Source organism: Streptomyces sp. NPDC107500 (genome assembly GCF_055582785.1).
This window is the reverse complement of record NZ_JBVJPF010000007.1, coordinates 312,221-328,619: the sequence shown is the minus strand read 5'-3', so window position 1 is coordinate 328,619 and position 16,399 is coordinate 312,221. Positions and strand designations below refer to the sequence as shown.

General features: G+C 73.0%; 14 protein-coding genes. 9 read left to right on the top strand and 5 right to left on the bottom strand.

What is annotated here, in order from left to right; genetic code table 11:
• The first annotated feature begins 10 nt into the window (after positions 1 to 10).
• The 5 genes from ACZ67M_RS27945 to ACZ67M_RS27925 all read left to right on the top strand — a co-directional run bounded on the left by ACZ67M_RS27945 (position 11) and on the right by ACZ67M_RS27925 (position 6,126).
• Positions 11 to 1,084 (top strand): alkene reductase, encoded by a 1,074-nt coding sequence (locus ACZ67M_RS27945; protein WP_392104379.1) that lies wholly within the window; start codon positions 11 to 13, stop codon positions 1,082 to 1,084.
• A 116-nt stretch (positions 1,085 to 1,200) separates the two neighbouring features.
• Positions 1,201 to 1,896, top strand: a complete 696-nt coding sequence (locus tag ACZ67M_RS27940; RefSeq protein WP_469853348.1) for a hypothetical protein — start codon at positions 1,201 to 1,203, stop codon at positions 1,894 to 1,896.
• Between the two features lie 216 nt (positions 1,897 to 2,112).
• Positions 2,113 to 2,781, top strand: coding sequence for a sigma-70 family RNA polymerase sigma factor (locus ACZ67M_RS27935; protein ID WP_392104377.1), 669 nt, complete (start codon positions 2,113 to 2,115; stop codon positions 2,779 to 2,781).
• Between the two features lie 69 nt (positions 2,782 to 2,850).
• Complete coding sequence (locus tag ACZ67M_RS27930) at positions 2,851 to 4,176, top strand: phosphatase PAP2 family protein (protein ID WP_469853345.1); 1,326 nt, start codon at positions 2,851 to 2,853, stop codon at positions 4,174 to 4,176.
• Positions 4,177 to 4,344: 168 nt separating this feature from the next.
• Positions 4,345 to 6,126, top strand: coding sequence for an FAD-binding dehydrogenase (locus ACZ67M_RS27925; protein ID WP_469853344.1), 1,782 nt, complete (start codon positions 4,345 to 4,347; stop codon positions 6,124 to 6,126).
• A 17-nt stretch (positions 6,127 to 6,143) separates the two neighbouring features.
• On the opposite strand, the gene ACZ67M_RS27920 is transcribed toward ACZ67M_RS27925, so the two are convergent.
• The 3 genes from ACZ67M_RS27920 to ACZ67M_RS27910 form a co-directional block, all read right to left on the bottom strand.
• Positions 6,144 to 6,875: a hypothetical protein gene (locus tag ACZ67M_RS27920; RefSeq protein WP_361359753.1), complete on the bottom strand. Its 732-nt coding sequence runs from the start codon at positions 6,873 to 6,875 to the stop codon at positions 6,144 to 6,146.
• 264 nt (positions 6,876 to 7,139) lie between these two features.
• Entirely contained in the window at positions 7,140 to 8,660 is a 1,521-nt protein-coding gene (locus ACZ67M_RS27915) for a catalase (RefSeq protein WP_122617866.1), read from the bottom strand.
• 384 nt (positions 8,661 to 9,044) lie between these two features.
• Positions 9,045 to 9,986: a LysR family transcriptional regulator gene (locus ACZ67M_RS27910; protein ID WP_392104374.1), complete on the bottom strand. Its 942-nt coding sequence runs from the start codon at positions 9,984 to 9,986 to the stop codon at positions 9,045 to 9,047.
• A 112-nt stretch (positions 9,987 to 10,098) separates the two neighbouring features.
• On the opposite strand from ACZ67M_RS27910, the gene ACZ67M_RS27905 reads away from it, so the two are divergent.
• Together ACZ67M_RS27905 and ACZ67M_RS27900 are read left to right on the top strand one after the other, a co-directional pair.
• Positions 10,099 to 10,992: an NAD(P)H-binding protein gene (locus ACZ67M_RS27905; RefSeq protein ID WP_392236423.1), complete on the top strand. Its 894-nt coding sequence runs from the start codon at positions 10,099 to 10,101 to the stop codon at positions 10,990 to 10,992.
• A 34-nt stretch (positions 10,993 to 11,026) separates the two neighbouring features.
• On the top strand, positions 11,027 to 11,395 hold the full coding sequence (locus ACZ67M_RS27900; RefSeq protein WP_450733145.1) for a darcynin family protein: 369 nt from the start codon (positions 11,027 to 11,029) through the stop codon (positions 11,393 to 11,395).
• Between the two features lie 12 nt (positions 11,396 to 11,407).
• Here ACZ67M_RS27900 and ACZ67M_RS27895 read toward each other — a convergent pair whose 3' ends face one another.
• The gene (locus tag ACZ67M_RS27895) at positions 11,408 to 12,052 is read right to left on the bottom strand and encodes a class II aldolase/adducin family protein (RefSeq protein ID WP_469853340.1); all 645 of its coding nucleotides are present in this window, start codon (positions 12,050 to 12,052) and stop codon (positions 11,408 to 11,410) included.
• Positions 12,049 to 13,338: a 3-oxo-tetronate kinase gene (gene otnK, locus ACZ67M_RS27890; protein ID WP_469853339.1), complete on the bottom strand. Its 1,290-nt coding sequence runs from the start codon at positions 13,336 to 13,338 to the stop codon at positions 12,049 to 12,051. The genes ACZ67M_RS27895 and otnK overlap by 4 nt, the downstream gene beginning before the upstream one ends.
• 216 nt (positions 13,339 to 13,554) lie before the next feature.
• Here otnK and ACZ67M_RS27885 point away from each other — a divergent pair, with 216 nt between their 5' ends.
• Positions 13,555 to 14,964 (top strand): homoserine dehydrogenase, encoded by a 1,410-nt coding sequence (locus ACZ67M_RS27885; protein WP_469853337.1) that lies wholly within the window; start codon positions 13,555 to 13,557, stop codon positions 14,962 to 14,964.
• Positions 14,961 to 16,319, top strand: coding sequence for a GntT/GntP/DsdX family permease (locus ACZ67M_RS27880; RefSeq protein WP_469853335.1), 1,359 nt, complete (start codon positions 14,961 to 14,963; stop codon positions 16,317 to 16,319). Before ACZ67M_RS27885 ends, ACZ67M_RS27880 begins: the two co-directional genes overlap by 4 nt.
• Positions 16,320 to 16,399: the final 80 nt, after the last annotated feature.

Below are 16,399 nucleotides of genomic sequence, written 5' to 3'. Positions count from 1 at the left end.
GAGTTCCGACGTGACGTCCCTCTTCGACAGCTACCCGCTCGGTGAACTGACCCTGCCCAACCGGATGGTGATGGCCCCGATGACCCGGGTCCGTGCCGCGGAGGGAGGGCTGGCCACGCCCTCGATGGCGACGTACTACGCCCAGCGCGCCTCGGCCGGGCTGATCGTCTCCGAAGGCGTGCAGCCGAGCCTCGTCGGACAGTCCAACCCCGGTACGCCCGGGCTGTACACCGACGAACAGGTGGCCGCCTGGCGCCCGGTGACCGGCGCCCTGCACGCCAACGGCGGACGGATCTTCGCCCAGATCATGCACGGGGGGCGCGTCTCGCACCCGGACACCACGGGCATGCGGCCCGTCGGCCCCTCGGCCGTCCCCGCCGTCGGACAGGTGTTCACCCCGACCGGCCCCCAGGCGGCGCCGACTCCGCGCGCCCTGGAGACCGCCGAGGTGCCCGAACACGCCCTCTCCTACGCCCATGCCGCCCGCCGCGCGATCGACGCCGGCTTCGACGGGGTCGAACTGCACGGCGCCAACGGCTACCTCATCTCGCAGTTCCTCTCCTCCAACGCGAACCTCCGCACCGACCGCTACGGGGGCCCGGTGGCCAACCGGATCCGCTTCGCCGTCGAGGCGGTGTCCGCGACCGCCGAGGCCGTGGGCGCCCACCGGACCGGCATCCGACTCTCCCCGGCCGGAACCTTCTGGGGCGTCGAGGAGACCGACGTCCCCGAGCTGTACGCCGAGCTGCTGACCGAACTGGCGCGCCTCGGTCTCGCCTACGTCCACGTCGAGGCCACCGCCGAGGAGGAGATGCTCGTCGGTCTGCGCCGCGCCTGGCCGGGCACGCTCATCATGAACCCGGTGCTGCCGATGGGGCCGAAGCAGGCCGGCCGGGACGAGGCCGACCACTGGCTCGGGCTCGGCGCGGACCTCATCAGCTTCGGCCGCGGGTTCATCGCCAACCCCGACCTGGTCGAGCGGCTGCGCACCGGGCTTCCGGTCGCCCCGGTGGACGAGGACACCTACTACCAGGGCGGCGACGCCGGCTACCTGACCTACTCGGCCTATCAGCACACCGCCTGACGACCGCTCGGACGCCGGTGTGTGACGTGAATCACGCACCGGCGCGCGGTTGCCGGGCGGGGAAGTTTCGTATCCCTCTCATGACAGCGGTGCTGTGAATGCGAGGATGAGCCGCCATGACTGCTGGGTGGTGCTGCCGCACGACGCGGGCCGCGGTGTTCGCGGCCGTCTGCGTGCTGCTCGCCACCCTCGGGCACGTCCTGATGTCGGACACCGCCGTGCCCTGGTGGGCACTCGTCACCGCGGTCACCGTGACCGGCGGCGCGGGATGGTGTCTGGCCGGCCGGGAGCGAGGGGTCCTCCTCGTGTCGTCCGTCGTGGTGGTCGCCCAGACGGCACTGCACGAGTGGTTCTCCTACGCCCAGCGGCTCACTGCGCCGCCCGCGTCCCCGACGGGCGCCGGCGCGTCCGTCCCCGATCACACGGCCGGCGTGGCCCACCTGGGCCACGCCATGCATCCCGCCGCGCACGGCGGCTCCGCCGCGGGACCGGCGGGCGCCATGGACTCGATGACCGGCTTCGGCCCGGTCATGGAGGCGATGTCCTCGTCGGGCATGCTCGCCGCCCACCTGCTGGCCGCGCTGCTGAGCGGCCTGTGGCTGGCGTACGGCGAGCGCGCGGTCTTCCGCATCCTGCGGGCCGTCGCCGGATGGCTGGCCGCCCCGCTGCGCCTGGTCCTCACGCTCCCGGTGCCACCGCACCGGCCGCGTCTCGCCCCCCGCCGCCGCCACGCGGCCCACCGGCCGCCGCAGCTGCTCCTCGTCCACGCGATCACTTCTCGGGGTCCGCCCGCGGGAACCGCTGTCGTCTGAGACAGCCGGTCCCCCGACCGCGCCGGGCGTTCCACGCCGGGCCGGGCCGGGCGTCGGACGTACACCGCCGCGCGGGTGCGTCCGCCACTCCCACCCCGTCACCGGGCCCCGCCGCGCTTCCGCGCCGCCGGGTCCGGAATCCGGACGTCCGCGCACGCGGTGCCCGCATGCCGCGCGTCGTGTGCCGGAGATCCGGACTCACGAGAAGGACAGCACGTGATCAGTCCTGCCCCCTCCGCCGTCCACGACCGGACGGCGCGCGCCGCGAGAGCACGTCAGGAACGGACGTCCGCCGACGAGGCGGCGACGCTCTGGGCGCTGGCCGCCCGCGGCGGCGATCCGCGGGCCGTGGAGAACCTCGTCCGCGCCCTCCAGCGGGACGTCCGCCGCTTCGTCACCCATCTCGGCGCCGACCCCCAGTCCGCCGACGACCTCGCCCAGGACACCTTCCTGCGGGCGCTCGGCAGCCTGCACCGCTTCGAGGGCCGCTCCTCCGCCCGCACCTGGCTGCTGGCCATCGCCCGCCGTGCGGTGATCGACAGCTACCGGCACGCGTCCGCCCGGCCCCGGCTGCTGGCCACGGAGGACTGGGAGACCGCCGTCGAGTGTGCCCAGGAACACGGTCTGCCGGGATTCGACGACGGCATCGCCCTGGCCGAACTGCTGGACGCGCTGCCGCACGACCGGCGCGAGGCCTTCGTCCTCACCCAACTCGTCGGTGTCTCCTACGCGGAGGCCGCCGAACTCGTCGGCTGCCCGGTCGGCACGGTCCGCTCCCGCGTGGCCCGCGCCCGCGAGGCGCTGGTCCGGTCCCTCGGCGAGGCCGAACGCGGCGGGCCGCCGGACGCACAACGGGCGATCAGGTCCCGCACAGCCTGCCGTTAGCATGTTCGAACTCGTGACGATCGCCATGAGTGACCCGTTTGTCCGATCACTAGCAATCAGGCCAAATAATTGAAGACCATACCGACACGAATATCCGCGCGAACGACGCTCTGGGCCGCGGCGGGTGTGGCGACCCTCGGGTTCCTCATCGCGCTGGAGTTCGCCGCGCGCCATTACGGCGAGCCGGGACCGATCACCCAGCAGGCCCGCGAGGTGGTCTTCGCCCCGGATTCCGGGCCGCTGCTCTACGCGGGGCTCGCGCTGACGATGGTGGTACTCACCTGGCGGCAGCGGTTCGTCGCGGCCGGTGTGGCGATCGGCGTCGACCTCGTGCTCTGGCCGGTGCGCTGGGCGGTCGGCGCGGACATGAACTTCGGCAACGGCGCCCTGTGGGTGGTCCTGGGCTGCGCGGTCGTCGCCGTCACGCGCCGTACCGGCCGGGAACGGGCGCTGCTGCTGAAGGGTGTCGGGCTGGGACTGTTGCTGGTGGCCGGGCACAAGACGGGGGACACCTGGCTCCTCATCACGTCGGAGACCCGCCCGGCGGTGCTCGACCCCTATCTGGCGACCGCCGACCACGCGCTGGGCGATCCCTCCTGGCTGGTCGGCCGGCTGGTGGAGGCCACCTCGCCGGTGGGCGGCGGCATCCTGCACGTCGTCTACGGCCAGCTCCCGCTGGCGGCGGCCCTGGTCGGCCTGTACCAACTGCGCCACGTGGCCCTCGAGCGGCGCTTCCCGAGCCACCACCTCGTCCGCACCTTCCTCGTCATCGGCCTGCTCGGGCCCGTCGTCTACATGATCTTCCCGGTCGTCGGGCCCGTGTACGCCTACGGAGCCGAGGGCGGACAGTGGGCGGTGGCCAACCTGTGGCCGGACACCCTGCCGTCGATCGGTGCCCCGCACGCGGTGCCGTTCGACGAGATCACCCCGCGCAACTGCATGCCCAGTCTGCACACGGCGTGGGCGACGACGCTCTTCGTCCACTCGCGCAAGGGATCGCGCCCGATGCGGTACGCCGGGGCCTTCTGGCTGGTCGCCACCCTGACCGCGACGCTGGGCTTCGGCTACCACTACGGGGTGGACCTCGTCGCCGGCGTGGTCTTCGCGCTGACGGTCGAGGCGGCGATGCGCGCGTTCGCCCGCGGCTGGGACCGGTCGGCCGTCCGGCTGGTCGCCCACGGAGCGACGGTGTTCACGGTGCTGCTGGTCTCGTACCGCCTCCTCGCGGAGGAGATGGCCGCGTACCCGTGGGTGGCCGGACCGCTGCTCCTCCTCGCGACGGCCTCGGTGGTGTTCGGGTACCTGCGGACCACCAGGGCGTGGGAGCCGGAGCCCGAGCCGGCGCGGCAGCCGGATCCGCCGAGGCCCGCCGAGCCGCAGCCCGAACTCGTCTGATTCCGTGCCCCCCGCAGGCCAACCGGCCTGCGGGGTCGGGCGGTTCACGAAAACGACGCAGCGCTCTGGTCGTCGGAGACTCGCTGGGCTACCGTCGGTAACACCCTGTCGGCGCAGGAGTGACTCCCGTGTCCCTCCGCCCCTCCGCACACCGTCGGAAGGCAGCCCATGCAGAACACGTCACCTGCCGGGATCACTCGCCGCAACGCCCTGACCGTGACCGGGGGAGTGCTCGCGGCGGCGACCCTGGCCCAGGCGGTGCCCGCCTTCGCGGCCGGGGAGCAGGCGGCGGACGCGATCGTGGTCGGGCACGGTCTCGCGGGGCTGGTGGCCACCGCCGAACTCGCCGCGGCGGGCCGCAAGGTGCTGCTCCTCGACCAGGAACCCGAGGCGAGCCTGGGCGGCCAGGCGTTCTGGTCCTTCGGCGGTCTCTTCTTCGTGGACTCCGCCGAACAGCGCCTGATGGGCATCAAGGACTCGCGCGAACTGGCCTGGCAGGACTGGCTCGGAACGGCCGGCTTCGACCGGGGCGTCGGCGACCCCGTTGGCCAGGACCACTGGGCGTACAAGTGGGCCGAGGCGTACGTGGACTTCGCCGCCGGCGAGAAGCGCTCCTGGCTCGCCGGGCTGGGCGTGCAGTGGTTCCCTGTCGTCGGCTGGGCCGAGCGCGGCGGCGGTCTCGCGGACGGGCACGGCAACTCGGTGCCGCGCTTCCACGTCACCTGGGGGACCGGCCCCGCGGTCGTCGAGCCGTTCGAGAAGAAGGTGCGGGCGGCGCGCGCCGACGGCAAGGTCACCTTCAAGTTCCGGCACCGGGTCGACGGCCTCGTGACGACCGGCGGCGCCGTCACCGGCGTACGCGGCGCCGTCCTCGAACCGAGCACGGCACAGCGCGGCAAACCCAGCTCCCGCACCGTGGTCGGCGAGTTCGAACTGCGCGCCCCGGTCGTCGTGGTGACCTCCGGCGGCATCGGCGCGAACCACGAACTCGTCCGGCGGAACTGGCCGGCCCGGCTCGGCACCCCGCCCACGTCCATGATCACCGGTGTGCCCGCGCACGTGGACGGCCGCATGCTGGCGATCACCGAGGAGGCGGGCGGCCGGATCGTGAACCCGGACCGCATGTGGCACTACACCGAGGGCCTCAGAAACTACGACCCGATCTGGCCCGGCCACGGCATCCGCATCCTGCCCGGACCGTCGTCCATGTGGTTCGACGCCACCGGCAAGCGCTTCGGCACGCCCGACATCCCCGGCTACGACACCCTGCACACCCTCAAGTCCATCACCGGCACCGGCTACGACTACTCCTGGTTCGTCACCACACAGAAGATCATCGCCAAGGAGTTCGCGCTCTCCGGCTCCGAGCAGAACCCGGACCTCACGGAGAAGAACGTCTGGAAGCTCCTCTCCCGCATCTGGCAGACGCCGGAGCCGATCGAGAAGTTCAAGAAGAACGGCGTGGACTTCGTGGTCGCGACGACCCTGCCCGAACTGGTCCGCGGCATGAACAAGCTGACCGGCGACAACCTGATCGCGCTGGACGGCCTCCAACGCCAGATCGAGGCCCGCGACCGCGAGATCGACAACCCGTACACCAAGGACGTCCAGGTCATGGGCATCCGCAACGCACTGGCCTACCCCGGCGACACGCTCAGCCGGACCGCCTCGGTCCACCGGATCCTGGACTCCGGCGCGGGCCCGCTGATCGCGGTCCGTCTCAACATCCTCACCCGCAAGACCCTCGGCGGCCTCCAGACCGACCTCTCCGGCCGGGTCCTGAACGCCGCGGGCGACCCGGTGCCGGGTCTGTACGCGGCCGGAGAGGTGGCGGGCTTCGGGGGTGGCGGGGTGCACGGCTACCGTTCGCTGGAGGGCACCTTCCTCGGCGGCTGCCTGTTCTCCGGCCGCGAGGCCGGACGCGCGGCGGCCGCCGCGACGGCGACCTGAGGGACGGCCGCCCCTCGCTACGGGAGGCGCATCAGCCCGAGGTCCTCGCCCCACGCGTCCAGCACCGCCGCGTGGCCGGCCGCGCGCACCGCGGGCTCCACCCGGCCGAACAGCTCCCGCTGCACGTCCGCGTCACCGGTCTCCGCGACGCGCGCCAGCGCGGACAGCAGCGCCCGCGTGTCCCATCCCGGAAGGGGGAAGCGGTCCAGTTCCCACGCCAGGTACTTGTTGTAGGGACGCGGCCGGCGGTCGAGGGCGAACAGCAGCTCCAGCAGGAAGCCGACGCTGTCACCCGCGTCGAGGCGCGCCGCGAGCGGTTGTCCGTCCCGGGCGTTCTTCACCGACCGGTAGAGGGAGTTCGCGTAGGCGTCCAGCCGGTCGGCCGCCACCCGCGACGCCTCCCCGGCGTCGAGCCGCCCCTTCGCGGCCACCATCGCGGCGACACCCCCGTCGAGCCGGTCGAGCACGACCCGGGCCCGGGCGAGCGCGTACCGCTCGAAGCCGCCGAGCCGGCGGAATTCCGCGACCGTCACCACGACGAGGTCCAGCCCGGCCGAGCGGAATCCGTCGAGACGGGCGAGAGCGCCGTCGGCCGAGTCGGCCAGCACGACGTACAGGTCGTGGTCGGAGTGGCGGGTGGCCATGCCGTCGTGGGCGTGGGATCCCTTGAGGACGAGTCCGGCCACATCGGGGTCGGCGGTGGCTCGGGCGACGAACGCCTCGTAGGTCATGGGGTGTTGTGCGGACATCCGACCGTCTCCGGACAGCTCTACGGGGGCATGGGAAGCCACCCTCGAAGTCCTGCCGACCCGAGGGCGGTGAATCCGTCCGCGACGGCCGTGACCGTCGCCCCGCGGCTCAACGCACGCCCGGCACGCTAGCGGCCGATCACCGCGTCCGGCAACGCGTTTGTCCGCCGCCGGACGTCCTCGACCGAGCGCCGTCCGAGCAGAGCGGCGGAGGCGCCCCGTGGTGTCACGGAGCGCCTCCCTGGATCGGGTCGTGCCCTGCTGTCAGGCCTTTTCCTGCATGGACCGTCGGGCCGGGTTGCCCTGCTCGGCGGCCTTCGGGTCCTTCTCGTCGGCCTTGGCCCGCACACCCTTGGCGATGCGGTCGCCGATGGTCTTGTCGATGTTCGACCAGTACTCGAAGGCCCGCTGGAGGACGGGTTCGCTCACCCCGTTGAGGAGGTGACCGACCACGTTGTCCACCAGCCGGTCCCGGGCCGCGTCGTCCATCACCTCGCGGACCAGCGTGCCCGGCTGACCCCAGTCGTCGTCCTCGGGGTGGTCGACGTAGGCGGCGCGGGTGATGGCCCCGTCCGCCTCCCAGCTGGGCGGGGTGCCGAACCGCTCGGTGTCGGCGGCGGGACCGCCCTTGGAGTTCGGCGCGTAGACCGGGTCACTCGTCTTCCGATAGGCCATCGCCCCGTCCTTGGAGTACGTGTGGACGTCGACGACCGGGGCGTTCACGGGGAGTTGCTGGTAGTTCGCGCCGATCCGGTGCCGATGGGCGTCGGCGTAGGAGAAGAGCCGGGCCAGCAGCATGCGGTCCGGGCTCGGGCCGATGCCGGGAACCAGGTTGTTGGGCTGGAAGGCGGCCTGCTCGATCTCGGCGTGGTTGTCGGTCGGGTTGCGGTCCAGCGTCATGCGGCCGACCGGGATGAGCGGGTAGTCGCCGTGCGGCCACACCTTCGTCAGGTCGAACGGGTTGAACCGGTAGCCCGCGGCGTCCTCGTACGGCATGACCTGCACGTACAGGGTCCAGCTCGGGAACTCGCCGTCGCGGATGTGCTCGAACAGGTCCCGCATGTGGTAATCCGTGTCGGCCGCCGCCATCTGGTCGGCCTCGTGCTGCGTGAAGAACTCGATGCCCTGGTCCGTCTTGAAGGTGTACTTCACCCAGAACCGCTCGCCGGCCGCGTTGATCCACATGTACGTGTGGGAGGTGTAGCCGTTCATGTGGCGCCAGGTCCGGGGGATACCGCGATCCCCCATGAGCCAGGTGACCTGGTGGGCGGACTCCGGTGACAGCGTCCAGAAGTCCCACTGCATGTCGTGGTCGCGCAGGTTGTTGTCCGCCCGGCGTTTCTGCGACCGGATGAAGTGCTGGAACTTCATCGGGTCCTTGACGAAGAACACCGGCGTGTTGTTGCCGACCATGTCGTAGTTGCCCTGGCTGGTGTAGAACTTCACCGCGAAGCCGCGCGGGTCGCGCCAGGTGTCGGGGCTGCCGCGCTCACCCGCCACCGTGGAGAAGCGGATGACCAGGTCGGTCGTCGTCCCCGGCTGGAAGACGGCCGCCTTGGTGTAGGCGCTCACGTCGTGCGTCACCTCGAAGTGGCCGAAGGCGCCGCTGCCCTTGGCGTGCGGCTGGCGTTCGGGGATCCGCTCCCGGTTGAACTGCGCCATCTGCTCGATGAGGTAGGCGTCCTGGAGGAGGACCGGGCCTCCCGGGCCGACGGTGAGCGAGTGTTCGTCGCTTTCCACCGGCGCGCCGGAGTCCGTGGTGGTGGCAGGCGTGATGTCCGTCATGAGACTGCCTTTCGTCGTGGAGGGGGTGACGCCCAGGCGCCGCGCGACACGATCGCGGGGGAGGGGTGCCCCGCAGTGGCCACGCCAATCCGGTCCGGGTACGCCCGGACGGGGGCCTCACGCGTCTCGCGGCGCCTCTCGCGGAACGACTCCGGGCCCGGGCAGGGGGCACCGCCGCTCCCGCTCCCGTGCCGCGTCCCGGCGCCGGGACGCGCCGCGTGCTCACCCATCCGTCCAGGCCTTCCGGAGTGCCGTCGTCCGTATCAGTCTCCGCCGCCGCCGAGGGCGCGCAAGCGGAGACGACAGGCCGGACGCGTGCCCACGTATCGCATCCTCAATCGCGCGTTTGCGCCCTTTTCGCCCGGGGGTGGGTCCCTGTCGGCGTCAATGGGCCACCCGGAGGACCCGGCGGACGGCCCCGCGCAGCCAGTGGTGGGCTCCGTCGGAGGTGTGCCGGGGGTGCCAGGCCATGCCGATGGTCACGGGCGGCAGGGCCAGCGGGATGTCGAGGAGCCGCAGGCCCAGGACCGCGGCCTGCTCGGTGAGGGGCGAGGGCGCGGCGCCCGGCGCCGCGGCGGGGACCAGGGCGACGGCGTCACTGCGGGCGGCCAGGGTCATCGCGGCCAGATGGCCGGGCAGGACGACGGCGACCCGGCGGCTCAGCCCGTGCTCGGCGAGGGCGGTGTCGACGGGGCCGGTGAAGCGTCCGCGGCGGCTGACCGCGACATGCTCGGCCGCGGCGAACCGCCGCGGCGTCAGGGGACCGTCGGTGAGCGGGTGGCCCGGCCGGACGGCCGCCGTCATCCGGAGGGTGACCAGCTCCTCGACGTGGGTCTCCGGGTCCGCGTGGTCGATGGCCCCGACCTCCAGGTCGATCCGGCCGTCGCGGAGGGCCGGCCCGGCCTCCAACTCCTCGGCCCGGAACCGCAGCGAGACCCCCGGCGCCTCCCGGCCGGCCAGATCCAGCAGTCCGGCGGCGAGCGCCGCACCGACCAGGTCGGCGGCCTGAAGCGTGAAGGTGCCGCGCAGGACGGCGGGGTCCACGCCGGTGGCCGGGGTCAGGAGCGCGCCCACCCGGCGCACCAGCGTGGCGGCCTCGTCCCGCAGGGCCAGCGCCCTGGGCGTGGGCACCATGGCCTGGCCGGCCCGGACCAGGAGGGGGTCCTGGAGCACGCGGCGCAGCCGGGCGAGGGTGCGGCTCATGGCGGCGGGGGAGGTGTGCATGCGGGCGGCGGCGCGGGTGACGCTCTGCTCGGCCAGCAGGGCGTCGAGGGCGACGACGAGGTTGGCGTCGAGGACCGGCGCCACCGGATCTGTGGTGTTCACCTGGGTTATTCCGTTCCGGGCAATGATCCCTTGCTGAAGTTCCCATTGTGGCAACACCCGGTGGCTTCGCAGGATGGGGCGTACCGAACCGGCACGACCCCACGAGGTATTCATGATCGTCATCACTGCCCCCACCGGGAACATCGGCCGCCACCTGGTCTCCCGGCTCCTGGATTCGGCCCCCGCCCGGGGCGAGGAACTGCGCGTGATCGTGCGCGACCCCGCGCGGCTGCCCGAGGCGGTGCGCGAGCGGGTCGAGGTGGTCACCGGCTCGCACGGCGACCCCGCGGTCGTCGACCGGGCCTTCGCGGGCGCCGACGCCGTCTTCTGGCTCGTCCCGCCGGACGCCTCCCGCACCCCCGAGGACGCCTACCGCGGCTTCACCCGCCCCGCCGCGAACGCGCTCGCCGCGCACGGCGTCGGCCATGTCGTCGGCGTCTCGGCCCTCGGCCGGGGCACCCCGGTCGCCGGCCGCGCCGGACTCGTCACCGCGTCCCTCGCCATGGACGACCTCATCGCCGGGACCGGAGTGGCCTACCGGGCGCTGGCCAACCCCTCCTTCTTCGAGAACGTCCTGGAGGAGGCCGGCTCGATCCGGGAGAAGGGCGTCTTCAGCGACCTCGTGGACGCCGACCGCAAGGCACCGATGGTGGCCGTCGCCGACATCGCCGCCGTGGCCGCCGGCCTCCTCCTCGACCGCTCCTGGACCGGCACCGGCAGCGTCCCGGTCCTCGGCCCGCGGGACCTGTCGCCCAACGACCTGGCCCGCATCATGACCGAGCGGCTGGGCCTGCCCGTCCGCTACGAACGCCAGGCCCCCGAAGAGGTGCGCACCACCCTCGTCGGACACGGCCTCGACCCGGCCTTCGTCGAGGGCATCGTCGACATGAAGCGCGCCAAGGACGACGGCCTCGACGCCGGCGTGGCCCGGACCCCGGACACCGCCTCCCCGACCACCTTCGAACAGTGGTGCGCGCAGACCCTCGAGCCCGCCGTCCTCTCCTGACACTCCCGAACACACCCCGAGCCCGGAGGCAGCCATGACCACCGCCGAGACGACCGAACCCCCGGTCACCGCGTTCATGCTCGTCAAGACCACACCCGAATGGCTCGCCATGACCGTCGAGGAACGGATCGACGCCTTCACCACCCGGGTCGTCCCCGCCGTCAGGGCGAAGACCACCGGCGTACGGTCACGCTTCTACGACACGGAGTTCTACTCCGCGCGCGTCACCGACGTCTGGGTCTGGGAGGCGGACGACCACCACGCCTACCAGCTGCTCGTCGACGCCCTGCGGGAAACACCCTTCTGGGACCGGTACTTCGAGGTCGTCGACCTCCTCGTCGGCACCGAGAACGGCTACGCCCGCACGTACGGCGTCGACGCGGTCACCACCATCAGCACCTGACCGGTGGTCCGCTCAGCGGGCGGGCTCCCAGTAGGTGCCGTACTTCGTGGCCAGCGCGGTCGCCTCCTCCGGCGTCAGGAGGCGCACCGGCCGGTCGCCGAGGAGCAGGTGGAGCGCGCAGGCCTCCTCCACCTCGATCGCGGCCTCGGTGGCCGCGCGCAGGCTCGTCCCCGCGACCACCGGGCCGTGGTTCTGCAGGAGCGCGGCCCGGCAGGGGAAGGCGATCCGCTCCAGACCGGCGGCCTGCGCCGGATCGCCGGGCGGCGCGTAGGGCAGGAGCGGTATCTGCCCCACCCGCATGACGAAGTACGGCGTCAGCGGCGGCAGCGCGCTCCGCTCGGACCAGGGGCTGCGGCACGAGGCCGCGGCGGCGTGCCGGGAGTGCAGGTGGACGACGGCCCGCGTGGCGTGCTCCCGCCGGTAGAAGGCCAGGTGGAGGGGGTACTCCTTGGAAGGCGCCGGCCCGTCGAGGTGGCGGCCGCCGAGGTCGAGCACGGACAGCCCGTGGGGGTCCAGTGCCGCGAGGTCGGCCCCGGTCGGCGTGGTGAGGACGCGGTCGCCGTCGCGGACGCTGACGTTGCCCGAGGAGCCGGGGCTCAGCCCGAGACCCGCGAGGTGGGCGGCCGCCGCGACGAGTTCGTGTGCGAGGGCGTTCATGCCAGCCGCTCCCATGCCTGCGTGAAGATGTCGGTGCCGCCGAAGTTGCCCGACTTGAGGGCGAGGTCGATCGTGTGGTCGGCCCCCGCGGGCCGTACCCCGGTGCGCGCCCAGGTCACCCCCGGCGCGATGGGCGCGCCGATCGCGAGCGTGCGGGCCCGCAGCGCCGTGACGACGGCGCCGGACGTCTCGCCGCCGGCCACGAGCAGCCGACGGGCCCCCGCCTCGACGAGAGCCGTCGCGCAGGCGGCCAGGGTCCTCTCCACGAGGGACGAGGCCGGCTCGGTGCCGGGCGGGGCATCGGTCTCCACGTCCTCGGGCGCGGCGACGGCGTAGATCAGGGGCGGCAGGCCGGGGCTTTCGGCCCAGCGGTCGCGCACGAACGCCGTGAGGCCCGCGAGTTCCGCGTCGAAGTCGGCGCGGAGCCGGGCGAGGTCCAGCCGCCGGTGCGGCAGGCGATGCAGGGCGTGGGCGACCTGGGCGCGTGTGGCCGCGGAGGCGCTGCCCGCCAGGACGACCCCCGGATCCCCCGGACGGGACGCGGGGGCGGCGCGGGCCTCGTCCGGATGCGGACCGCCCAGGCCCAGGGCGAGCCCCGCCGCACCGGTCACCAGGCCGAAGTCCGCGGTGGCCGCCGCGATGGTCCGCAGGTCACCGTCGTCGACCGCGTCCACGACGGTGAGCGCGTCGGCGAGGGCGGTGTCGTCGAGGGCCGCGCGCAGGGCGGCGGTCCCCTCCCGGACCGTGTCGAGTCCGAGGCGGGCGACGGGGTGCCGCGTCTGGGGGCGGAGCAGCCGGTCGACGCGCGAGTCCAGCATCGGGGTGAGCGGATGGTGGCGCATGGGGCTCTCGTCGAGCGGTTCGCCGTGGACGAAGAGGCGGCCCCCGTGCACCGTGCGCCCGGTCGCCGGGAACGAGGGGACCACCACGGTGCGCCGCTCGCCGGTCTCCGCCAGCAGGGCGTCGGTCACCGGGCCGATGTTGCCGCGCGGGGTGGAGTCGAAGGTCGAGCAGTACTTGAAGTAGAAGCGCCGGCAGCCGATCGCCCGCAGGGCGCGCAGGGCTCGCAGCGAGGCGTCCACCGCCTCCGCCACGGGGGCCGTTCTCGACTTGAGGGCCACGACGACGGCGTCCGTCCCTTGCCACGGGTCCGCCTCGTCCGGCCCCGGGGAGGCGACCGCCTCGGGGCCGACGGCGACCACGGTCCGGAAACCGCGGGCGACCAGCATGGTCGCGAGGTCGGTCGCGCCGGTGAAATCGTCTGCGATGGCCCCGAGGGTCGGCATCTGGTGCTCCTGCTGGTGTCCGGGTTCGTGGTGCGGCCGACGGCCACCCGTGATGATCTGTGAAATTATGTTACCAGACTTTACGCAGATGGGATCTGGTGATACACGTTGTTCATTCGCTGCTTCTAGAACGCGCGCCCCACAGCACCCCGTCGCCCCGCCGACCGCGCGAGAAGCCCCCGTCACAGCCTTGCGCGCTCAATCCAGGAGGGCCTCATGAACCTGCACCACTTGTTCGCCGACAGCGGCGGCCGGACGGTGCGGTACGCACTGACCGGAGCCGGCGGCGGGTTCGCGCGGACCCTGCTGGCCCAGACACGCGGGATGCCGGGCCTCGTGCCCGCCGTCCTGTGCGACCGCGACCTGCCCGCACTGCGCTCCGTACTGGAGGAGCTGTCGTACTCCGGCACCGTGGCCGAGTGCGACGACGCCGACGGCGTAGCGGCGGCCGTCGCCGGTGGGGGCATCGCCCTCGTCGCCGACGCCGCCCTGCTCACCGCGGCCCCCTGGGACATCCTGGTCGAAGCCACCGGCAGCCCCGCGGACGGCCTCGCCATGGCCGAGCGCGCCCTGAGCGACGGCCGGCACGTCGCGATGGTCAGCAAGGAGGTCGACTCCGTCGCCGGGCTGCACCTGGCCGGCCTCGCCGCCGAGCGCGGCCTCGTCTACACCACCGCCGACGGCGACCAGCCCGCCAACCTCATCGGCCTGGTCACCTGGGCCGAACTGCTCGGCCTCGACATCGTGGCGATCGGCAAGTCCACCGAGTACGACCTCGTCCTCGACCCCGGCGCCGGCACCGTGACCCAGCTGGACACCACCGTGCCGGCACCCGCCCTCGCCGGCCTGCTGGACCTCGGTGACGACGTACGCGCCACACTCGACGCCCGCGCCGCCGCCGTCGCGGCCCTGCCCACCGGCGCCACCGCCGACTACTGCGAGATGGCCGTCGTGGCCAACAACACCGGATTCGGTCCCGACACGGAGCGCCTGCACTACCCCGTCGCCCGCATCGCCGAACTCGCCGACGTCTACCGCCCCCGCGAGGACGGCGGCGTGCTGCACCGCACCGGTGTCGTCGACGTCTTCAGCGCGCTGCGCCTGCCCGGTGAGGCATCCTTCGCCGGCGGCGTCTTCGTCGTCGTGCGCACCGGTGATCCGGTGACCTGGCAGACGCTGCGGGAGAAGGGCCACGTCCTCAGCAAGGACGGCCGCTACGCCGCGATCTACCTGCCGTACCACCTCATGGGCGTGGAGACCCCCGTGAGCCTGCTGTCCGCGGTACTGCACCACCGCCCCTCCGGCTCCACCGACCCCCGCTCGTACGCCGTGCTCGCCGGCCGTGCCCGCACCGACCTGGCCGCCGGGACCGTCCTCACCATGGGCGGCCACCACCACGACGTCACCGGTGTCCAGGCGGTCCTCCTGCGTGGCGACGAGGCGGACGACGACATCGCCCCGCTCTACCTCGCCGCCCACACCACCCTCGCCCGGCCGGTGGCCGCCGGGGAACCGGTCCGCGTGGCCGACCTCGCCGACCCCGACGCCGCTCTGCTGCGCGCCTGGCGCTCCGGACGCGCCTCGCGCGGCTGCCCCGACGGCACGGAAGGAACGCCGGCCGCATGAGCACCGACCTCCAGCATCTCCTCCTCGGGGTCGTCGCCGTCGTCGTCCTGGTCCTGCTGATCACCAAGGCGAAACTGCACCCGTTCCTCGCGCTCGCCCTCTCCGCCCTCGGTCTGGGCGTCGCGGCGGGCATCGCCCCGGTGCGGGCCGTCGAGGCCTTCCAGGAGGGCTTCGGCGACACCCTCGCGGGCAGCGGCCCGACGATCGGTCTCGGCACCCTGCTCGGCGGCATCCTGCTGGGCTCCGGCGGCGCCGACCGCATCGCCACCGTGTTCATCGGGTCCCGGCCCGTGCAGTGGATCCCGGCCGCCATCACCGCCGCCGCGCTGCTGATCGGCATGCCGCACCTGTTCGACGTCAGCTTCGTCATGCTGGTGCCGCTGGTGTACACCGTCGCCAAGCGCAGCAACACCCACCTGCTGTGGGTGGGCCTGCCGATGGCCGCGGGCCTGTACGTGTCGCACGGCCTGCTCCCGCCGCACCCCTCACCGACCCTGGCGGTCTCCGCGTACGGGGCGAACACCGGCCTCACCATTCTGTGGGGACTGATCATCGGCATCCCGATGGCCGTGCTCACCGGCCCGGTGCTGACCCGTATCGTCAGCCGCTGGTTCGGTCCCGCGCCCGACCTCGACCGGGGGCCGGTCCAGTCCGCCACCACCGAGCCCGAGCACCGGCGCAAGCCGGCCTCCTTCACGCTCGCGCTCATCACCGTGCTCCTGCCGCCGGGCCTGATGCTCGTCGGCACCCTCGGCACGGCCAACACGGCCGAGGGCACGCTGCCGTACCAGTTCTTCGACGCCTGCAATTCCGCAGTGCTGTCGCTGCTGGCGGCCGTGGTCTTCGCCTTCTTCGCGCTCGGCGTCCGGTCCGGCTTCGGCTTCGGCCAGTTGCAGAAGATGGCGTCCAAGGGTCTCGCACCGGTCGGCGCCATCATCCTGATCCTGGGGGCGGGCGGCGGCTTCAAGGCGATGCTGACGGAGACCGGGATCGACCAGCTCATCTCCGACTACGCCGTCGACTGGGCGATACCCCCGCTGCTGCTGGGCTGGCTGGTCGCCGCGCTGCTGCGGGTGTGCCTCGGCTCGGCCACCGTCGCGACCGCAGCGGCCACGGCCATCGTCGCGCCCCTGCTGAGCGCCTCGCCCGGCACCTCGCCCGAGCTGATGGTGCTGGCCACGGCCTCGGGGGCGGTGATGCTCTCGCACGTCAACGACTCCGGGTTCTGGCTCTTCAAGGAGTACTTCCAGTTGTCGGTGGCGCAGACCTTCCGCACCTGGACGCTGATGCTGTCCCTCCAGTCACTCCTCAGCCTCGGCGGGGTGATGCTGCTCAGCACGGTGGTGCACGGCTGACGGCGCCTGCCGGTGGCGGGCCCGGCCGTCACCGGCATGATCATCGGCTAACGTCAGCACGGTCGAAGGGAGACCAGACC